This is a genomic window from Streptomyces sp. AN091965 (assembly GCF_022698285.1).
Classification (GTDB): Bacteria; Actinomycetota; Actinomycetes; order Streptomycetales; family Streptomycetaceae; genus Streptomyces.
In genome coordinates, this window is record NZ_JALDMY010000001.1 from 1,993,780 (window position 1) to 2,008,362 (window position 14,583).

Here is a 14,583-nt window from a genome sequence, read left to right on the forward strand (position 1 = left end):
GCTGTCTCCCTACCGTCGTGCCGGTTCACGCCCATGCGCCCCCGCGTCCGTCTCCGCAGCATACGGGGGACCCGGCGGCTGCCAGTCGGCGATCGAGGAGAAGCCCCGCAGGATCAGGTTCGGCCCGAGCCGGTGCGCGGCGCGCACCAGGGTGTCGCGCGCGGTGATGAGCCTGGGGTCGGTGAGGTGGTTGAGACGGGCCGTGCGGGCGGCCCGCCGGACGACGGCGGTGGTCCGGGGCACGCGGGCGGCGCTGTACGCGGCCAGGCCCGCGAAGAGGTCGCCGCCGGGCCGCGCGTGGTGGGCGAGCACGACGCCGTCCTCGATGGCCTGGTTGCCGCCCTGGCCGAGGGTGGGCGCCATGGCGTGCGCGGCGTCGCCGACGAGCGCGACGCGGCCGCGGTGGTGGGCGGCGAGCGGGGTGGCCAGGTGCCACACGTCGTTGCGCAGGACGTCCTCGGGGCGGGCGGCGGCGACGATCTCGGGGATCGGGTCGTGCCAGTCGCAGAAGCGGCGCGCCAGCTCGGCCTTCTCGTCGTCGGGCGCGCGGGTGCCCGGGGGCACGAGCGCCGTGCCGTACGCGTAGATCCTGCCGTCCTTCAGCGGCTGGGTCCCCCAGACGCCGCCGCGGCCCCAGGTCTCGTGCGGGGCGAAGGGCCGCTCCGGCGCGGGCACGACGAGCCGCCAGGCGGTGAACCCGGTGTACTCGGGCCCGGGGTGGTCCGGGAACAGCTCCTTGCGCACTCCGGAGTTGATGCCGTCGGCGCCGACGACGAGGTCGGCCTCGATGTCGCCTTGGGAGGTGCGCACGACGGCGGGGCGGCCGGGCCCGCCGCGGTCCACGAGCCGCGCGTCCGTGCCGGTGCGCAGGCTGTCGGCGGGCAGCGCGGCGACCAGCAGGTCGACCAGCGTCGCCCGGTGCAGGAGCACGAGTGCGCCGCCGAACTCCCGCGCCGTGGCGGCGGACGTGGTGCGCACCAGCCAGCGGCCTCCTTGCGCGCGCAGGCCGCCCACCCCCTGCCAGGCGGCGAGCTCGCGCACGGCGTCGCCGAGGCCCAGGACGTCCAGGGCGCGCTGGGCGTTGGGGGCGAGGCCGATGCCGGAGCCGACGGGCTCCAGGGACGCCGCGCGTTCGAGGACGGTGACGCGCCAGCCCGACCGGTGCAGGGCGATCGCGGTGGTGAGTCCGCCGATGCCGCCGCCCACGACGACGGCGTGGGGCCCGACGGACCTGCCGGACGCGAAGGACGCGAAGGACGTGAAGGACGTGAGGGGCTTGAGGGGCTTGAGGGGCTTGCCTGTGGGGGCCATGGTCTCTCCTCGGTCGCGCACCCGTGGCACTACAGCTGTAGTGCCGACAGGATGAAGTTACTACAGCTGTAGTGCACTGGATAGGGTGTCCCCATGTCCGCACGCGCCAAGGGCCCCTCGCGCCCCGACCTGATCGCCGACGCCGCGCTGGCCCTGCTCGCCGAGCGCGGGATGCGGGGGCTGACCCACCGGGCCGTCGACGAGGCCGCGGGGCTCCCCCCGGGCTCGACGTCGAACCACGCCCGCACCCGGCTCGCGCTCCTCGAAGCGGCGGTGCGGCGCCAGGCGCAGCGCGAGGCGGCCGTGCTCACCCCCGACGAACTGCCGGACCCGGCGGGCGGCCGCGCGGGCCTGGCCGACGGCCTCGCCCGGACCCTGCACCGCTTCCTCTCCGGCGCCGAGCACCGGGCCCTGCTCGTGTCCCGCTACGAGCTGGCCCTGGAGGCGACGCGACGCCCCGAGCTGCGGGCGTACTACGACGCCACGGGCGCCCGGTTCCGCGAGCCGCTGCACGCGTTCGTCCGCGCGGCGGGCTCCGCGGACCCGGACCGGCACACCCTGTCCCTGGTCGCGTGGTGCGACGGCCTGATGTTCTCCTGCGTGGCGGGTTCGTACAGCACGAAGACCCCGACCCTGGCGGAACTGCGCGCGGGCTTCGGGGAGTTGCTGAGCGGGATGCTGGACGGATAGCGCACGGGGGCACGGCCTGCCGGGCGGCGCCCTCCGGGCGGGGCGCGCCCCGCCCGGAGGACCGTGCCATCCCCCGTGCGGGCGCATCGGCCCGCCTTCACGGTCTGCGCCGCCGGGCGTCCAGCAGAGTGCTCGGGATGCGGCGTACGACGACCACCATGGCCCTGCTCGTCTCCGTGACCGTCTCGGCCGTCTCCGGCTGCGTCGGCGTCAGCCTCGACGCCGACCGGACGGCCGCCGACCGGGGGAAGGTGCCCTCGGGCCCGGCGGAGCGTCCGCCCCGCACCGGGGACCGGCCGCTTCCGCGCGCCACCCAGCCCCCGGCCCGCGAGCGGCTGCAGCGCGCCGCGCCGCCGCCCGCGCCGCCGAGGCGGGTGCTTCGCCCGGCCTCCCCCGCCGCCACGGTCCCGGCACCGCCGCCCCGCGCGGTCGCGCCCGACGAGCCACCGGCCCCCGCGCGCGCCCGCCCCGAGCAGCCGCGCCCGAGCGCGCCCCGGCACGGGCCCCGGCCCCGCGAGACGCCGCACGGTCCACCGCCCCGCCCTCGCGGCGAGCCGGGGGTCTGCGCCCTGGCGCGGCAGCACGGCCACTGGGATCCGGACAGTCCTCAGGCGGTCATCTGCCGTGAGGTGTACGGGAGTTGAGGAGCACGGCCCGGCCGCACGGAGCAGGGCGGTGTCACTCCTCGACGGCGCCCTCGCCCACCTGCGTCTCCAGCCGGCGCAGGGCCGCGCGGATGCCGTCCCCATAGCTGTCGTCGCCGAGCGCGCCGACCGCGCCGCGCGCGAGGCGCAGCTGGCTGCGGGCCGCCTCGGGGCGGGCGAGCTTCACATAGTCCGCCGCCAGGTTCAGATGGAGCGAGGGGTAGAACCCGCGGACCGCGAGCGAGTGGTGGTGGGCGCCGACCCGCTCGTCGGTCAGCTCGTCCGCCGCCGACAAGGCCCTGAGGTCCCAGGCCAGTTCGTCGGCCGGGTCGTCCTGGGTGTCCGCCATGTAGTGCGCGAGGGTGCAGCGGTGCAGCGCGTCGCCGTCCTCGCCGATCTCCGCCCAGAGCGCGAGGAAGCGGGTCCTCGCCTCCTCGCGGTCACCGGCGTGCTGGAGCATGACCGCCTGTCCGATCCGGGTCATCACGACGTCCTCGCCGTCCGCCGTCCGTTCCTGCCGCTCCACCACCGCGCCGCCCTCCGCGTCCGCCGTCAGTCCTCGGTCGTCCCACGGCTCCGACGCTAGCCGCAGCCACTGACAATCCCCGTCAGGCGCGGTGCGACGCGGGCGGCCCGCGCCCGCCCGCTGCGCCAGGCCGGTGACGGACACCGGCCCGGCCCGGCGGGCGGGCCCCGAGGTCAGCCCGCGCTCGGGATCCGCCAGTCGATCGGGGCGTGGCCCTGGGCCGCCACCGCCTCGTTGATCTGCGTGAAGGGCTGCGAGCCGAAGAACTTCCTGGCGGACAGCGGGGAAGGGTGCGCTCCCTTGACCACGACGTGCCGCTCCTGGTCGATCAGGGGCAGCTTCTTCTGCGCGTAGTTCCCCCACAGGACGAAGACGACCGGCTCCGCGCGGTCGGCGACGGCCCGGATCACCGCGTCCGTGAACTTCTCCCAGCCCTGGCCCTTGTGCGAGTTCGCCTCACCGGCGCGCACCGTCAGGACCGCGTTGAGCAGCAGGACGCCCTGGCGGGCCCACGGCATCAGATAGCCGTTGTCCGGGATCGGCAGGCCGAGCTCCGCCTGCATCTCCTTGTAGATGTTCCGCAGCGACGGCGGGGTGCGCACGCCGGGGCGGACCGAGAAGCACAGGCCGTGGCCCTGGCCCTCGCCGTGGTACGGGTCCTGGCCGAGGACCAGGACCTTCACGTCGTCGTACGGCGTCGCGTCCAGGGCGGCGAAGACCTCCTCGCGCGGCGGGAACACCGGCCCCTTCGCCCGCTCCTCCTCGACGAACGCGGTGAGCTCCTTGAAGTAGGGCTTCTGGAGCTCCTCGCCGAGGACTCCGCGCCAGGACGCGGGCAGCATGGCGATGTCGGTCACGTCAACAACCTCCGGTGTGCGGTCTGTTCTTCGGCTCAGAACCTACCGCCGACCACTGACAACCAGCCCCCCGGCCGCCGACGGCCGCCCGCCGCCCGGCCCGCGCCACCGCGGCTACCAGCTGGTCTTCCGGCTCAGCTCCCACATCATCATGATCGCCGACGGGTCGAGGGCCCGTTCGCCGCCCGCGATCTCCTCGCTGGCCATGATGTACTGCTTGCCCTGCCACAGCGGCAGCAGGCGGACGTCGTCGACGAGGACGCGCTGCGCCTCCTCGAACTCGCCGGCGACCTTGCCCCGGTCCGCCTCGCGCCGCGAGCGCGGCAGCAGCCGCTCGGTGATCGTCGGCGACGGGTAGGGCGTGTTGAGGACGTTGCGCTCGCCCACGAAGGGCGCGATGAAGTTCTCCGCGTCCGGGAAGTCCGGGAACCAGCCGCGCCCGAAGACCGGGTACCGGCCCTCCTTGTAGCCCGCCTCGAAGGCCTTCCAGGGGCGGCCCTTGAGCGTGATCCGGAACAGGCCCGAGTCCTCCAGCTGCCGCTTGAGCTCGGCGAACTCCGACGCGGTCACGGAGCCGTAGCGGTCGGTGGCGTACCAGAGGGTGAGCGGCACCCGCTCGGTGATGCCCGCGGCCGTGAGGATGCGCTTCGCCTTGGCCGCGCTGGGCTCGCCGTACTCGTCGAAGAAGCCCGTGGTGTGGCTGTTCACTCCGCGCGGCACCATCGAGTACAGCGGCTCGACGGTGTCCTTGTACACCTTGTGCGCGAGCGCCGGGCGGTCGAGGACCTGCGCGAACGCCTTGCGCACCGCGGGCTTGCGCGCCCAGGGGTCCTTGGGGTTGAACACCAGGTAGCGGATCTCGGCGCCCGCGCCCTCGACGAGCCGGAGGTGCTCCGCCTTGCCCGCGCCCTGCTGCGCCACGACGTCCTCGGCGGCGATGCCGCGGAAGGTCAGGTCGAGCTCCTTGTCCCGCAGCGCCTTGACCATGGCCGCGGAGTCGTCGAAGTAGCGGATGGTCACGGCGTCGTTCTTGCGGTCGGCCGCGCCCTGGTAGCGGTCGTTCCTGACCAGGACCGCCTTGTCGTCGACGCGGTAGTCGTCCAGCTCGTACGGGCCCGAGCCGGTGACCCCGTCGCCCTCGCGGAGCCTGTCCGCCGGGTAGTCGTCGGGGTCGACGATCGACATGGCGGGCGTGGCGAGCACGAACGGGAAGGTCGCGTCCGGCCTCTTCAGCCGGAAGACCACGGTCCGCTCGCCCTTGGCGGAGACCGAGTCCAGGGCGCCGAGCAGTCCCGCGGGGCCGCCCTTGACGTCGATGCGCCGGATGCGGTCGAAGGTGTGCTTCACGGCCGCGGCGTCCAGCGCGTCACCGTCGGAGAACGTCAGGCCCTCGCGGAGCGTACACGCGTAGACCGTGCTGGAGTCGTCGGTGAACCGGCACGAGCGCGCGGCGTCCCCCTGCGGCTGCGTGGCACCGGACGGGAAGCTCAGAAGCGTCTGGAACACGTTCCGGTACAGCTCCCAGGAGCCGTCCCAGGACGCCGCGGGGTCGAGCGTGGTCGGCGCGCTCGTCGTCCCCACGGTGATGACGTCCTCCTCGTCCGAGTCGTCGGACGAGAACACCCCGCATCCGGCGAGCAGGGATATGGACAACGACGCCGCGAACGGACGCAGACATCGCAGCTGACCTCTTGTGAACACGGTGGCGCTCCTCGATCTGCCGTGCCATGGGGCGGCAGACCATACCGCAAGGTCCAGCCGCTCCAACCCGGCTCGCCGAGGGGGTACTTGATGCGTGCGTACGTCGCGTACGAGCGGTTGTTGAGGTTTGTACGATGTGCCGCTCCGCCCCTCACCGGCCGGTGAGGCGGGGCGCCCGCACCGGCCGGAGACGGAAGCGGCCGGTCAGCCCACGCCCGCGTTCAGGAAGATGCCGCCGTCGACCACGAGCGTCTGACCGGTGATCCAGTCCGACTGCTCGGAGGTGAGGAAGGCCGCCGCGCCGCCGACGTCGGACGGCACGCCGAGCCGCCCCAGCGGGTACGCCGACGTCACCTCCTCCTCGCGGCCCTCGTACAGCGCCCGCGCGAACTGGGTCTTGACCACGGCGGGGGCGATCGCGTTGACCCGGACCTTCGGGGCGAACTCGTGCGCCAGCTGGAGCGTCAGATTGACCATGGCGGCCTTGCTCATGCCGTACGCGCCGACGAACGGCGACGCGGCCACACCGGCGATCGAGGCGATGTTCACGATCGCGCCGCCGTGCTCGCCCTGCCACGCCTTCCACGTCAGCTGCGCGAAGCCGAGCGCCGAGATCACGTTCGTCTCGAAGACCTTGCGGGCCACGTTCAGGTCGAGGTCGGCCATGGGCCCGAACACGGGGTTGGTCCCGGCGTTGTTGACCAGGTAGTCGACGCGCCCGAAGGCCTCCATGGCCCGCTCCACGGCGACCGCCTGGTGCGCCTCGTCGTGGGCCTTCCCCGCGACGCCGATGACGCGGTCGGAGCCGAGCTTGTCGACGGCCTCCTTGAGGGCGTCCTCGTTGCGCCCGGTGATGCACACGCGGTCGCCGCGGGCGACGAGCGCCTCCGCGATGCCGTAGCCGATGCCGCGGCTCGCCCCGGTGACGAGCGCCGCCTTGCCGCTGTCCTGCACTGCCATTCCGTCCTGTCCTTTGCGTCGGGCCTTGCGTCGGGGAGGGAGCGCGCTAGTTGAGCGGGCCGCCGGCCACGTACAGGACCTGGCCGGAGACGAAGCCCGCCGCGTCGCCGGTGAAGAAGGCGATGGCGTTGGCGATGTCCTCGGGCTCGCCGACGCGCTGCACGGGGATCTGCGTGGCCGCGGCGGCCTGGAAGTCCTCGAAGCCCATCCCTACGCGGTCGGCGGTGGCCTTGGTCATCTCGGTGGCGATGAAGCCGGGCGCGACCGAGTTGGCGGTGACCCCGAACTTGCCGAGCTCCTTGGCGAGGGTCTTGGTGAAGCCCTGCATGCCCGCCTTGGCCGCCGCGTAGTTGACCTGGCCGCGGTTGCCGAGCGCGGAGGAGCTGGAGAGGTTCACGATGCGGCCGAAGCCCGCGTCCACCATGTGCTTCTGGCAGGCCTTGGACATCAGGAACGCGCCCCGCAGATGCACGTTCATGACCGTGTCCCAGTCGTCCGCGCTCATCTTGAACAGGAGGTTGTCGCGCAGCACGCCCGCGTTGTTCACCAGGATCGTCGGGGCGCCGAGCTCCTGGGCGATCCGGGCGACCGCGGCCTCGACCTGCGCCTCGTCGGACACGTCGCAGCCGACCGCGAGGGCCCGGCCGCCCGCCGCCGTGATCTTCTCGACGGTGTCCTTGCAGGCGGCCTCGTCGAGGTCGATCACGGCGACGGCGCGGCCCTCGGCGGCGAGCCGTACGGCGGTGGCGGCGCCGATGCCTCGCGCCGCTCCGGTCACGACCGCGACGCGCTGCTCAGTGGTGGACATGCTGGCTCTCCTCGCCCTTGGGATGCGGCTCCGCGGCACGCCCCCAGGTGAGCGACCGCTTAGTACCTTCAGCAGACGAGACGCTAGAAGCCCTGGCACCCGGTGTCAACGGCACCCCCGGGTTCAGCGCGCGGGGCGCTCGGCGATCAGCGCACCAGGAGCTCGACGAGCCGCTCGACCTCGGCCTCGGGGTCGGCGGTGAGGCCGGTGTGCACGGGCCCCGGCTGGACCACCGTCGAACGCGGCGCGATCAGCCACCGGAAGCGCCGCCCGGCGTCGTCCCGCGCGGCCTGCCCGGCTGCGTCGCCGCCCGCGCAGACGCCCGCGACGGCGCCGAGGGCCGCGCGCACCCCTGCGGCGTCGGCCGCCGGGTCGAGGGCGCGGAGCTTGGCCTCGTCGAGGTGGACGCGGGCGGCCACATAGGACTTGGCACGGCAGTAGAGCACCACGCCCGCGTTGAACTGCTCGCCGCGCTCGACGCGCGGGACGACCCGCAGGAGGGCGTACTCGTAGACGTCCCGCGCGGGGGTCCCGGTCGCGTCGGCCGATTCGGTCGCGTCAGTCACTTGCCGGTGCCTTCCAGGGTGATCCGTTCGTGGATGCTCTCCGCGCGCGGGAGCAGCGCGTCGGCGTACGCCTGCCGCACCGCGTCGGCGCCGTCGAAGCCCGGCTCGCCGTCCAGCCACGCGTCGGGCACGTCGGCGGTCACCTCGGCGAGCAGCTCCTCGGTGACCAGCGGGGCCAGCGCGGCGGCGGCCGCGGCGACGTCGGGGCCGTACGGGGCGAGGGCGTGGTCACCGGCGTCGTACGCCCGGGCGGAAGCGGTCGGGGCCGTGGGCCAGTTGTGGTGCCAGATCATGCTGGCGCCGTGGTCGATGAGCCAGAGGTCGCCGTGCCACACCAGGAGGTTCGGGTTGCGCCAGGAGCGGTCCACGTTGTTGATGAGCGCGTCGAACCACACGACGCGGCCGGCCTCCACGGGGTCGATCACGAAGGCCAGCGGGTCGAAGCCGACAGCGCCCGACAGGTACTCCATGCCGAGGTTCAGCCCGCCGCTGGACTTGAGCAGCTGCTGCACCTCCTGGTCCGGCTCGGCCAGACCCAGCACCGGGTCGAGCCCGACACCCACGAGGCGCGGCACGCGCAGCCCCAGGCGGCGCGCCAGCTGCCCGCAGATCACCTCCGCGACGAGGGTCTTGCGGCCCTGCCCCGCCCCGCTGAACTTCGTGACGTACGTCCCGTACGCCCCCCGCCCGTCGGCGGTCTCGACGAGGCCGGGCAGCGACCCGCCCTCACGCAGGGGCGTGACGTACCGGACGGCGGTGACTTCGGAGAGCATTGCCCCAGGTTACTGGCCACCTACCAGGCCCTCGCGGGTGGCGCCCCAGACCCCGCTCCTCAGACCCCGGAGAGGCCGACACGACGCCGCAACCGGCGACAGATCCAGCCCGTCCGGCGTTTGAGGGCGAGGCGCGGAGCACCGCAAAGCCGGGGCCCGGGGGCGGCCGGCCCTCGGTTCGGGAAGGGGCGGGCCAGGGGCGCCCCGCGAAGGGCGGCTGAACCTTGAACAACCCGCCCCGCGCATCCGTATCCCCCCACATGACTGCTTCAAGGGACACCTCCCCCCTGCCCACGGGCCACCACCTCACCCGCCGCACCGTCGTCGCCGCCGCGGGCGCCGGCAGCCTCGCCGTCGTGCTCATCGGCTGCGGCTCCGGCGACGACAGCGGCGACGACAGCGACGGCGACAGTGGCAAGGGGTCGTCGGAACCGGCGGGCGGGAAGAAGAAGGACGGGGGCGGCGCGGCCGCCGCCGTGCTCGCCAGGACGGCCGACATCCCCGTGGGCGGCGGGAAGATCTTCAAGGACGAGGGCGTGGTGGTCACGCAGCCGACGAAGGGCCGCTTCAAGGCGTTCTCGAACCGCTGCACCCACAAGCAGTGCCCGGTCACCAGTGTCGAGGGCGGCACCATCAACTGCCCCTGCCACGGCAGCAAGTTCGACATCGCCGACGGCAGCGTGCGGCAGAGCCCGGCGACGAACCCGCTGCCCCCGGCCGAGATCCGCGTGGAGGGGGACGCGATCCGACTGGCCTGAGCCGCTACGCGGGCCGCAGCCGCCGCGGCCGTCGCCACACGGCGAGGACGTCCTCGGTGGAGGTCACGGTGGCGACGAGGGCGAGGGTGTTGCGGACCATCGCGGGGGTGTAGTCGGACGGGACTCCCGCGATGGCGTCCGCGGGCACGACGGCGGTGTAGCCGAGGTTCACGGCGTCGAAGACGGCGTTGGGGATCGCCACGTTGGCCGAGACCCCGGTCACCACGAGGGTGCGGCAGCCGACGTTGCGCAGCAGGGCGTCGACGTCGGTGCCCGCGAGCGGCGAGAGTCCGTGCAGACGGCGGACGACGAAGTCCTCCTCGGCGACCTCGATCGGCGGCGCGACCCTGACGGCCGTGGTGCCGGACAGCTGCTGCACGGGCAGCTTCTCCGCGGCCCTGAAGAGCCGCGCGTTGCCGCTGGCCCCGCGTCCGTCGGGCCGCCGTTCGGCGACGGCGTGCAGGACCTGGACGCCGCCGACGTGCGCGGCGGCCACCAGGCGCGCCACATTCATGAGGGCCCCCGACGCGCGGGCCGCCTCGGCGAGTTCGGGCAGCGCGCTCTGCGGCCCGACGACGCCCTGCTGGCACTCGACCGTGAGCAGGGCGGCGGTCGCGGGGTCGAGCAGGCGGCTGAGCTGTTCGTACGTGGGCATGGTCCCCCTCGGCTGAGCCCGTCGCGCGGACCCTGCCCGCGCGGTCGCGGGCCGTGGCCGTCCGGCGGCCGCGGTGCGCGGGAGGCTAACGGGCATTGCGCCCCGGCGGAAGACACCGCATGCTCATCTGACGCATTGTCAGCTACGGCCGTCGCAGCGCGGGCACGGCGTCGCGCGGGCACGTACCCGCGCGGGCACGACGTCGAACGGCCACGGCCGCGCGGCCGTGGCCCCGCGCGCACGGCCCCGGACGAGGAGACGACGCATGGCCCTCACACAGCGCCGCGGCCGCAGGATCATGATGACGCCGGGCGAGCTGGACGCCTTCCTCACCGCGGAGCGCACCTGCCGCGTCGCGACGGTGTCCGCCGACGGCACCCCGCACGCGAGCCCGCTGTGGTTCGTGTGGGACGGCACGTCCCTGTGGCTGTACTCGCTCACGCGCAGCAGGCGCTGGGCGGATCTCGGGCGCGACCCGCGGATCGCGGTCGTCGTCGACGCGGGCGAGGCGTACGGCGAGCTGCGCGGCGCCGAGCTGGCCGGCACCGTCGAGCGCGTCGGGGAGACACCGCGCACCGGCGAGCCCTGCTCCGAACTCGACACGGTGGAGCGGCTGTTCGCCCGCAAGAACTTCGGCCTCGACGCGATGGTGCACGACGGGCGGCACGCGTGGCTGCGGCTCACTCCGGACGCGGTGACGTCCTGGGACTTCCGGAAGCTGGCGCGGCCCGTCGGGTAGCCCGCCCCGACGCCGCCACGGCCGGGCGGGCCGGAGCCAGGCGGGCCGGAGCCACGGCCTGATGGGGCGCGGCCTGATGGGGCACGGCCTGATGGGCCGCGGGCCTCATGAGCCGCCGGAGGGCCGCACCGCCACCCGCCGCGGCCGGGCCGCCCGCTCTCAGCCGAGCCCCGCGCCCGCCACCCGCAGCGCCTCCACCGCCGCGCGGATCGACGGGCGGCGGTCGGCGTCCGCGCGCCACACCACGTACACGTGCCGCCGCACCCGGTGGCGGACCGGCACGGTCCGCACGCCCGCGGGCATCGGGTCGCGGCCGAGGCGCGGCACCACGCACACGCCGAGCCCGGCGGCGACCAGGGAGAGCTGGGTGTGGTGTTCCTCGGCGCGGTGGGCGATGCGCGGCTCGAAGCCCTGGCCGCGCAGGGTGAACATCAGCCACTCGTGGCAGAACTCGCCCTCCGTCCACGTGATCCACTCGTCCTCGGCGAAGTCCTCCAGATCGACCTCCGGGCGGTCGGCCAGCGGGTGCGCCACGGGCATCGCCACATCGGCGGGGTCGTCGAGCAGGGGGGCCTTCAGCAGGCCTTCGGGCAGCGGCAGCGGCTTGTTGTACCAGTCGAGGACCACCGCCACGTCCAGGTCGCCGCGCACCACCTTCTGGACGCCCGCCTGGGGCTCCAGCTCCTCGGCCGTCACGCGCAGGCCCGGGTGGTGGGCCCGCAGCGAGGCGAGCGTGGTGGGCAGCAGCCCGCGCATCGCCGTCGGGAACGCGGCGATCCGCAGCTCACCGACCGCCTTGCCGCGCTGCCGCTCCAGATCGGACTGGGCCAGCTCCACCTGGGACAGGATGCGCGCGGCGTGGTCGGCGAGCAGCCGCCCGGCGTCCGTGAGGCGCACGCCTCTGCCGTTCTTCGCAAGGAGCTGCTGGCCCACCTCGCGCTCCAGCTTGGTCATCTGCTGCGAGACGGCGGACGTCGTGACGTGCAGCCCGGCGGCGGCACCGCTCACCGATCCGTGCCGCGCGAGCGCGTCGAGGGTCCGCAGACGCTCCAGATTCAACATGGCCGCTCCAGGATCGACATATAAGCGATGCTACGCGATACCGGTGACAAAAACTCGCTTGTGCTAAGCCTTCTGCTGATCCATCGTGACGACCATGAGCACCTCCGCCGCCGCCCCGGCCCCGACCTCCGCGCTTCCTCCGGCGCCCGCCCCCACACCCGCCTCCCCGCGCGCGGACGGCCGGCGCAAGCTGGACTGGCGGCTGCGCTTCGCGTTCCTCTCCCTGGTCTGGGGCTTCAGCTTCCTGTTCATCAAGGTCGGCACGGAGGGGTACGCACCGTTCCAGGTGACCTTCGGGCGGCTGCTGTTCGGCACGCTGGTGGTCGCGGTCTTCCTGGTCGTGAAGCGCGAGCGGCTCCCCCGCGCCCCCCGCACCTGGGCGCATCTGACGGTGGCGGCACTCCTGCTCAACGCGGCGCCGTTCTCCCTGTTCGCGTACTCGGAGCTGACGATCCCCTCGACGCTCGCGGGGATCTGCAACGCGACGTCGCCGCTGTGGGGCATGGCCCTGTCCCTCGTCGCCCTCTCCGAGGACCGCCCCACGCGCCGCCGGGTCGCGGGCCTCGGCCTCGGCTTCCTCGGCGTGCTCACGGTGCTCGGCGCCTGGCAGGGCTTCAGCGGCCTGGACGCCCGGGGCACGGGCATGGCCCTGCTGGCCTCCCTGTGCTACCCGATCGGCTGGATCTACGTCCGCCGCACCCTGGCGGGCTCCGGACACTCGAACCTCGCCCTCACCGGCGCCCAGCTCCTCGTCGCCACGGTCGAACTGGCCGTCGTGACCCCGCTGTTCACGTCACTGCCGCGGCACTTCCCCGTGGTGCCGCTGCTCGCCGTCGTCGTCCTCGGCGCGGTCGGCACCGGGCTGGCCTTCCTGGTGCAGTACGACATCGTCGCCGAGGTCGGCCCGACGACGGCCCAGATGGTCACGTACTTCACTCCGGTGATCGCGACGGCGGCGGGCGTCGCCGTGCTCGGCGAGTCCCTGTCCTGGACGACCCCGATAGGCGCCGTCATCATCCTGGCAGGAGCCGCACTCACCCAGTCCAAGCCGCGCAGACAGGGGTGACCGCCCCCGGAAGGGGCCCGCGACTCAACTGCGGGGCGCGGCCGGTCGGCGAGCGTCGCCGTCAGCCGTAGCGGCGCTCCGCCACCGGCCCCACGGCCGCCGCCAGGGCCTCGGCCACGGCCGCGATGTCGTCCCCGCCGAGCGCGGAGACGGTGATCCGCACACCTGGGGCCGCGCTCAGGCGAAAGCGCGCTCCCGGGGCGACGGCCCACCCCGCGTGCAGCATGCGGGCCACCACCCCCGTCTCATCGGGGACCGGCACCCACACGTTCATGCCGCTGCGTCCGTACGCCGTGACGCCGCGCTCCGCGAGGGCCGCGATCAGCGCGTCGCGCCTGCGCCCGTACGCCGCCGCCACCTCCCGAGCGTCCACGGCGCCGCCCTCCCAGAGGTGGACGACGGCCCGCTGGAGCACCTTGCTGACCCAGCCGGGCCCGAGCCGCAGCCGGCCCTGCACCCGGTCGACCGTCTCGACGTCACCGGCGAGCACGGCCAGCCGCAGGTCGGGCCCGTACGCCTTGGCCGTGGAGCGGACGAACGCCCAGGCGTGGGTCACACCGGTCAGCGTGTGCAGCGGCAGGTCGACGATGCCGTGGCCGTGGTCGTCCTCGATGACCAGCGTCTCCTTGTGCGCGGCGAGGACCTCGCGCAGGGCACGCGCGCGCGTGGCGCCGACGGCCGCGCCGGTCGGGTTCTGGGCGCGCGCGGTGACGACGAGCGCGCGGGCCCCCGCCCGCAGCGCCCGCTCGACGTCGTCGGGCAGCGGCCCCTGGTCGTCGACGCCGACCGGGACCGGGCGCAGGCCGAGCGCGGGCACGAGGTCGAGGACGCTGCCCCACCCGGGGTCCTCCACGGCCACCGCGTCGCCGACCTTCAGCCGGGCGACGAGCACCCGCTCGATCGCGTCGAGGGCTCCGGAGGTGACGGCCAGCGGCCCCTGGGGGACGCCGTCCCGGTCGAGCGTCCCGCGCGCGCAGCGGCCGAGCTCGGGGGCGACGGCGGACTCCCCGTACAGGTCGGGGTGCCGGTCCGCGTGCGCCGCCGCCGTCGCGAAGGCCTCGGCGAGCGACGGCAGGAGCGCGGTGTCCGGGTTGCCGCTGGCGACGTCCCGCACCCCGGGCGGCACGACGAGCCGGCTGTACTCGCGCGCGGTGGTCGCGGGCTTGCTGCGCACCCGGCTGCCGCGCCGCCCTGCCGTCTCGATGACACCGCGCTCGCGCAGCGTGCGGTAGGCCGCCGCCACCGTATTGGGATTCACCCCCAGCTGGCGCGCCAACTCCCGCATCGGGGGCAGCGATTGCCCCGGCTCGAGGTCACCGCGCCCCACGGCGCGCTCGACACTGGCGGCGATCTCGGCTGCGCCCCGCCCGGCGATCGGATACTCTCCTAGCACAAAGCACAGTATGCACTAGTGCAATAAATGAGGCAACACTGCGGCACGCACGGCACGCGGACGCCGAGCATGAC

16 protein-coding genes are annotated in these 14,583 nt (G+C 74.3%); 5 read left to right on the forward strand and 11 right to left on the reverse strand.

Annotation, left to right across the window (positions count from 1 at the left end):
* Nucleotides 1–9: 9 nt before the first annotated feature.
* Nucleotides 10–1,311 (reverse strand): FAD-dependent monooxygenase, encoded by a 1,302-nt coding sequence (locus tag MQV74_RS07925; protein ID WP_242715324.1) that lies wholly within the window; start codon nt 1,309–1,311, stop codon nt 10–12.
* A gap of 93 nt (nt 1,312–1,404) precedes the next feature.
* Between MQV74_RS07925 and MQV74_RS07930 the strand changes: the two genes are divergently transcribed.
* The gene (locus tag MQV74_RS07930) at nt 1,405–2,001 is read left to right on the forward strand and encodes a TetR/AcrR family transcriptional regulator (RefSeq protein ID WP_242715325.1); all 597 of its coding nucleotides are present in this window, start codon (nt 1,405–1,407) and stop codon (nt 1,999–2,001) included.
* 137 nt (nt 2,002–2,138) lie between these two features.
* Complete coding sequence (locus MQV74_RS07935) at nt 2,139–2,645, forward strand: hypothetical protein (RefSeq protein ID WP_242715326.1); 507 nt, start codon at nt 2,139–2,141, stop codon at nt 2,643–2,645.
* 34 nt (nt 2,646–2,679) lie between these two features.
* Here the strand turns inward: MQV74_RS07935 and MQV74_RS07940 are convergent, their stop codons facing one another.
* The 7 genes from MQV74_RS07940 to MQV74_RS07970 all read right to left on the reverse strand — a co-directional run bounded on the left by MQV74_RS07940 (nt 2,680) and on the right by MQV74_RS07970 (nt 8,836).
* Nucleotides 2,680–3,174 carry a hypothetical protein gene (locus MQV74_RS07940; RefSeq protein ID WP_308402248.1) on the reverse strand — a complete coding sequence of 165 codons (495 nt, stop codon included), beginning with the start codon at nt 3,172–3,174 and terminating at the stop codon, nt 2,680–2,682.
* Nucleotides 3,175–3,344: 170 nt separating this feature from the next.
* The gene (gene ung, locus MQV74_RS07945) at nt 3,345–4,013 is read right to left on the reverse strand and encodes a uracil-DNA glycosylase (protein ID WP_242728537.1); all 669 of its coding nucleotides are present in this window, start codon (nt 4,011–4,013) and stop codon (nt 3,345–3,347) included.
* A 129-nt stretch (nt 4,014–4,142) separates the two neighbouring features.
* The gene (locus MQV74_RS07950; protein ID WP_242715327.1) at nt 4,143–5,729 is read right to left on the reverse strand and encodes an ABC transporter substrate-binding protein; all 1,587 of its coding nucleotides are present in this window, start codon (nt 5,727–5,729) and stop codon (nt 4,143–4,145) included.
* A gap of 204 nt (nt 5,730–5,933) precedes the next feature.
* Nucleotides 5,934–6,689, reverse strand: a complete 756-nt coding sequence (locus tag MQV74_RS07955; RefSeq protein ID WP_242715328.1) for an SDR family oxidoreductase — start codon at nt 6,687–6,689, stop codon at nt 5,934–5,936.
* 46 nt (nt 6,690–6,735) lie between these two features.
* On the reverse strand, nt 6,736–7,497 hold the full coding sequence (gene fabG / locus MQV74_RS07960; RefSeq protein WP_242715329.1) for a 3-oxoacyl-ACP reductase FabG: 762 nt from the start codon (nt 7,495–7,497) through the stop codon (nt 6,736–6,738).
* Between the two features lie 146 nt (nt 7,498–7,643).
* Entirely contained in the window at nt 7,644–8,063 is a 420-nt protein-coding gene (locus MQV74_RS07965; protein WP_242715330.1) for a DUF3037 domain-containing protein, read from the reverse strand.
* Nucleotides 8,060–8,836 carry a HipA family kinase gene (locus MQV74_RS07970; protein ID WP_242715331.1) on the reverse strand — a complete coding sequence of 259 codons (777 nt, stop codon included), beginning with the start codon at nt 8,834–8,836 and terminating at the stop codon, nt 8,060–8,062. Before MQV74_RS07970 ends, MQV74_RS07965 begins: the two co-directional genes overlap by 4 nt.
* A gap of 260 nt (nt 8,837–9,096) precedes the next feature.
* On the opposite strand from MQV74_RS07970, the gene MQV74_RS07975 reads away from it, so the two are divergent.
* The gene (locus MQV74_RS07975; RefSeq protein WP_242715332.1) at nt 9,097–9,594 is read left to right on the forward strand and encodes a Rieske (2Fe-2S) protein; all 498 of its coding nucleotides are present in this window, start codon (nt 9,097–9,099) and stop codon (nt 9,592–9,594) included.
* Between the two features lie 4 nt (nt 9,595–9,598).
* Here the strand turns inward: MQV74_RS07975 and MQV74_RS07980 are convergent, their stop codons facing one another.
* On the reverse strand, nt 9,599–10,249 hold the full coding sequence (locus MQV74_RS07980; RefSeq protein WP_242715333.1) for a cysteine hydrolase: 651 nt from the start codon (nt 10,247–10,249) through the stop codon (nt 9,599–9,601).
* A gap of 265 nt (nt 10,250–10,514) precedes the next feature.
* Between MQV74_RS07980 and MQV74_RS07985 the strand changes: the two genes are divergently transcribed.
* On the forward strand, nt 10,515–10,988 hold the full coding sequence (locus MQV74_RS07985; RefSeq protein WP_242715334.1) for a pyridoxamine 5'-phosphate oxidase family protein: 474 nt from the start codon (nt 10,515–10,517) through the stop codon (nt 10,986–10,988).
* A gap of 159 nt (nt 10,989–11,147) precedes the next feature.
* On the opposite strand, the gene MQV74_RS07990 is transcribed toward MQV74_RS07985, so the two are convergent.
* Nucleotides 11,148–12,050, reverse strand: coding sequence for a LysR family transcriptional regulator (locus MQV74_RS07990; RefSeq protein WP_138958449.1), 903 nt, complete (start codon nt 12,048–12,050; stop codon nt 11,148–11,150).
* Between the two features lie 94 nt (nt 12,051–12,144).
* Here MQV74_RS07990 and MQV74_RS07995 point away from each other — a divergent pair, with 94 nt between their 5' ends.
* Nucleotides 12,145–13,116, forward strand: coding sequence for a DMT family transporter (locus MQV74_RS07995; RefSeq protein WP_242715335.1), 972 nt, complete (start codon nt 12,145–12,147; stop codon nt 13,114–13,116).
* A gap of 61 nt (nt 13,117–13,177) precedes the next feature.
* On the opposite strand, the gene MQV74_RS08000 is transcribed toward MQV74_RS07995, so the two are convergent.
* A complete protein-coding gene (locus tag MQV74_RS08000; RefSeq protein WP_242715336.1) occupies nt 13,178–14,509 on the reverse strand; it encodes an aminotransferase class I/II-fold pyridoxal phosphate-dependent enzyme in 1,332 nt (443 codons plus the stop codon).
* Between the last annotated feature and the right edge of the window lie 74 nt (nt 14,510–14,583).

Coding starts and splice junctions, on each gene's coding strand:
- MQV74_RS07970 (WP_242715331.1), bottom strand. CDS start 8,836: ATGCTCTCCGAAGTCACCGCCGTCCGGTACGTCACGCCCCTGCGTGAG.
- MQV74_RS07975 (WP_242715332.1), top strand. CDS start 9,097: ATGACTGCTTCAAGGGACACCTCCCCCCTGCCCACGGGCCACCACCTC.
- MQV74_RS07995 (WP_242715335.1), top strand. CDS start 12,145: ATGAGCACCTCCGCCGCCGCCCCGGCCCCGACCTCCGCGCTTCCTCCG.
- fabG (WP_242715329.1), bottom strand. CDS start 7,497: ATGTCCACCACTGAGCAGCGCGTCGCGGTCGTGACCGGAGCGGCGCGA.
- ung (WP_242728537.1), bottom strand. CDS start 4,013: ATGCTGCCCGCGTCCTGGCGCGGAGTCCTCGGCGAGGAGCTCCAGAAG.
- MQV74_RS07980 (WP_242715333.1), bottom strand. CDS start 10,249: ATGCCCACGTACGAACAGCTCAGCCGCCTGCTCGACCCCGCGACCGCC.
- MQV74_RS07925 (WP_242715324.1), bottom strand. CDS start 1,311: ATGGCCCCCACAGGCAAGCCCCTCAAGCCCCTCAAGCCCCTCACGTCC.
- MQV74_RS07990 (WP_138958449.1), bottom strand. CDS start 12,050: ATGTTGAATCTGGAGCGTCTGCGGACCCTCGACGCGCTCGCGCGGCAC.
- MQV74_RS07935 (WP_242715326.1), top strand. CDS start 2,139: ATGCGGCGTACGACGACCACCATGGCCCTGCTCGTCTCCGTGACCGTC.
- MQV74_RS07985 (WP_242715334.1), top strand. CDS start 10,515: ATGGCCCTCACACAGCGCCGCGGCCGCAGGATCATGATGACGCCGGGC.
- MQV74_RS07955 (WP_242715328.1), bottom strand. CDS start 6,689: ATGGCAGTGCAGGACAGCGGCAAGGCGGCGCTCGTCACCGGGGCGAGC.
- MQV74_RS07930 (WP_242715325.1), top strand. CDS start 1,405: ATGTCCGCACGCGCCAAGGGCCCCTCGCGCCCCGACCTGATCGCCGAC.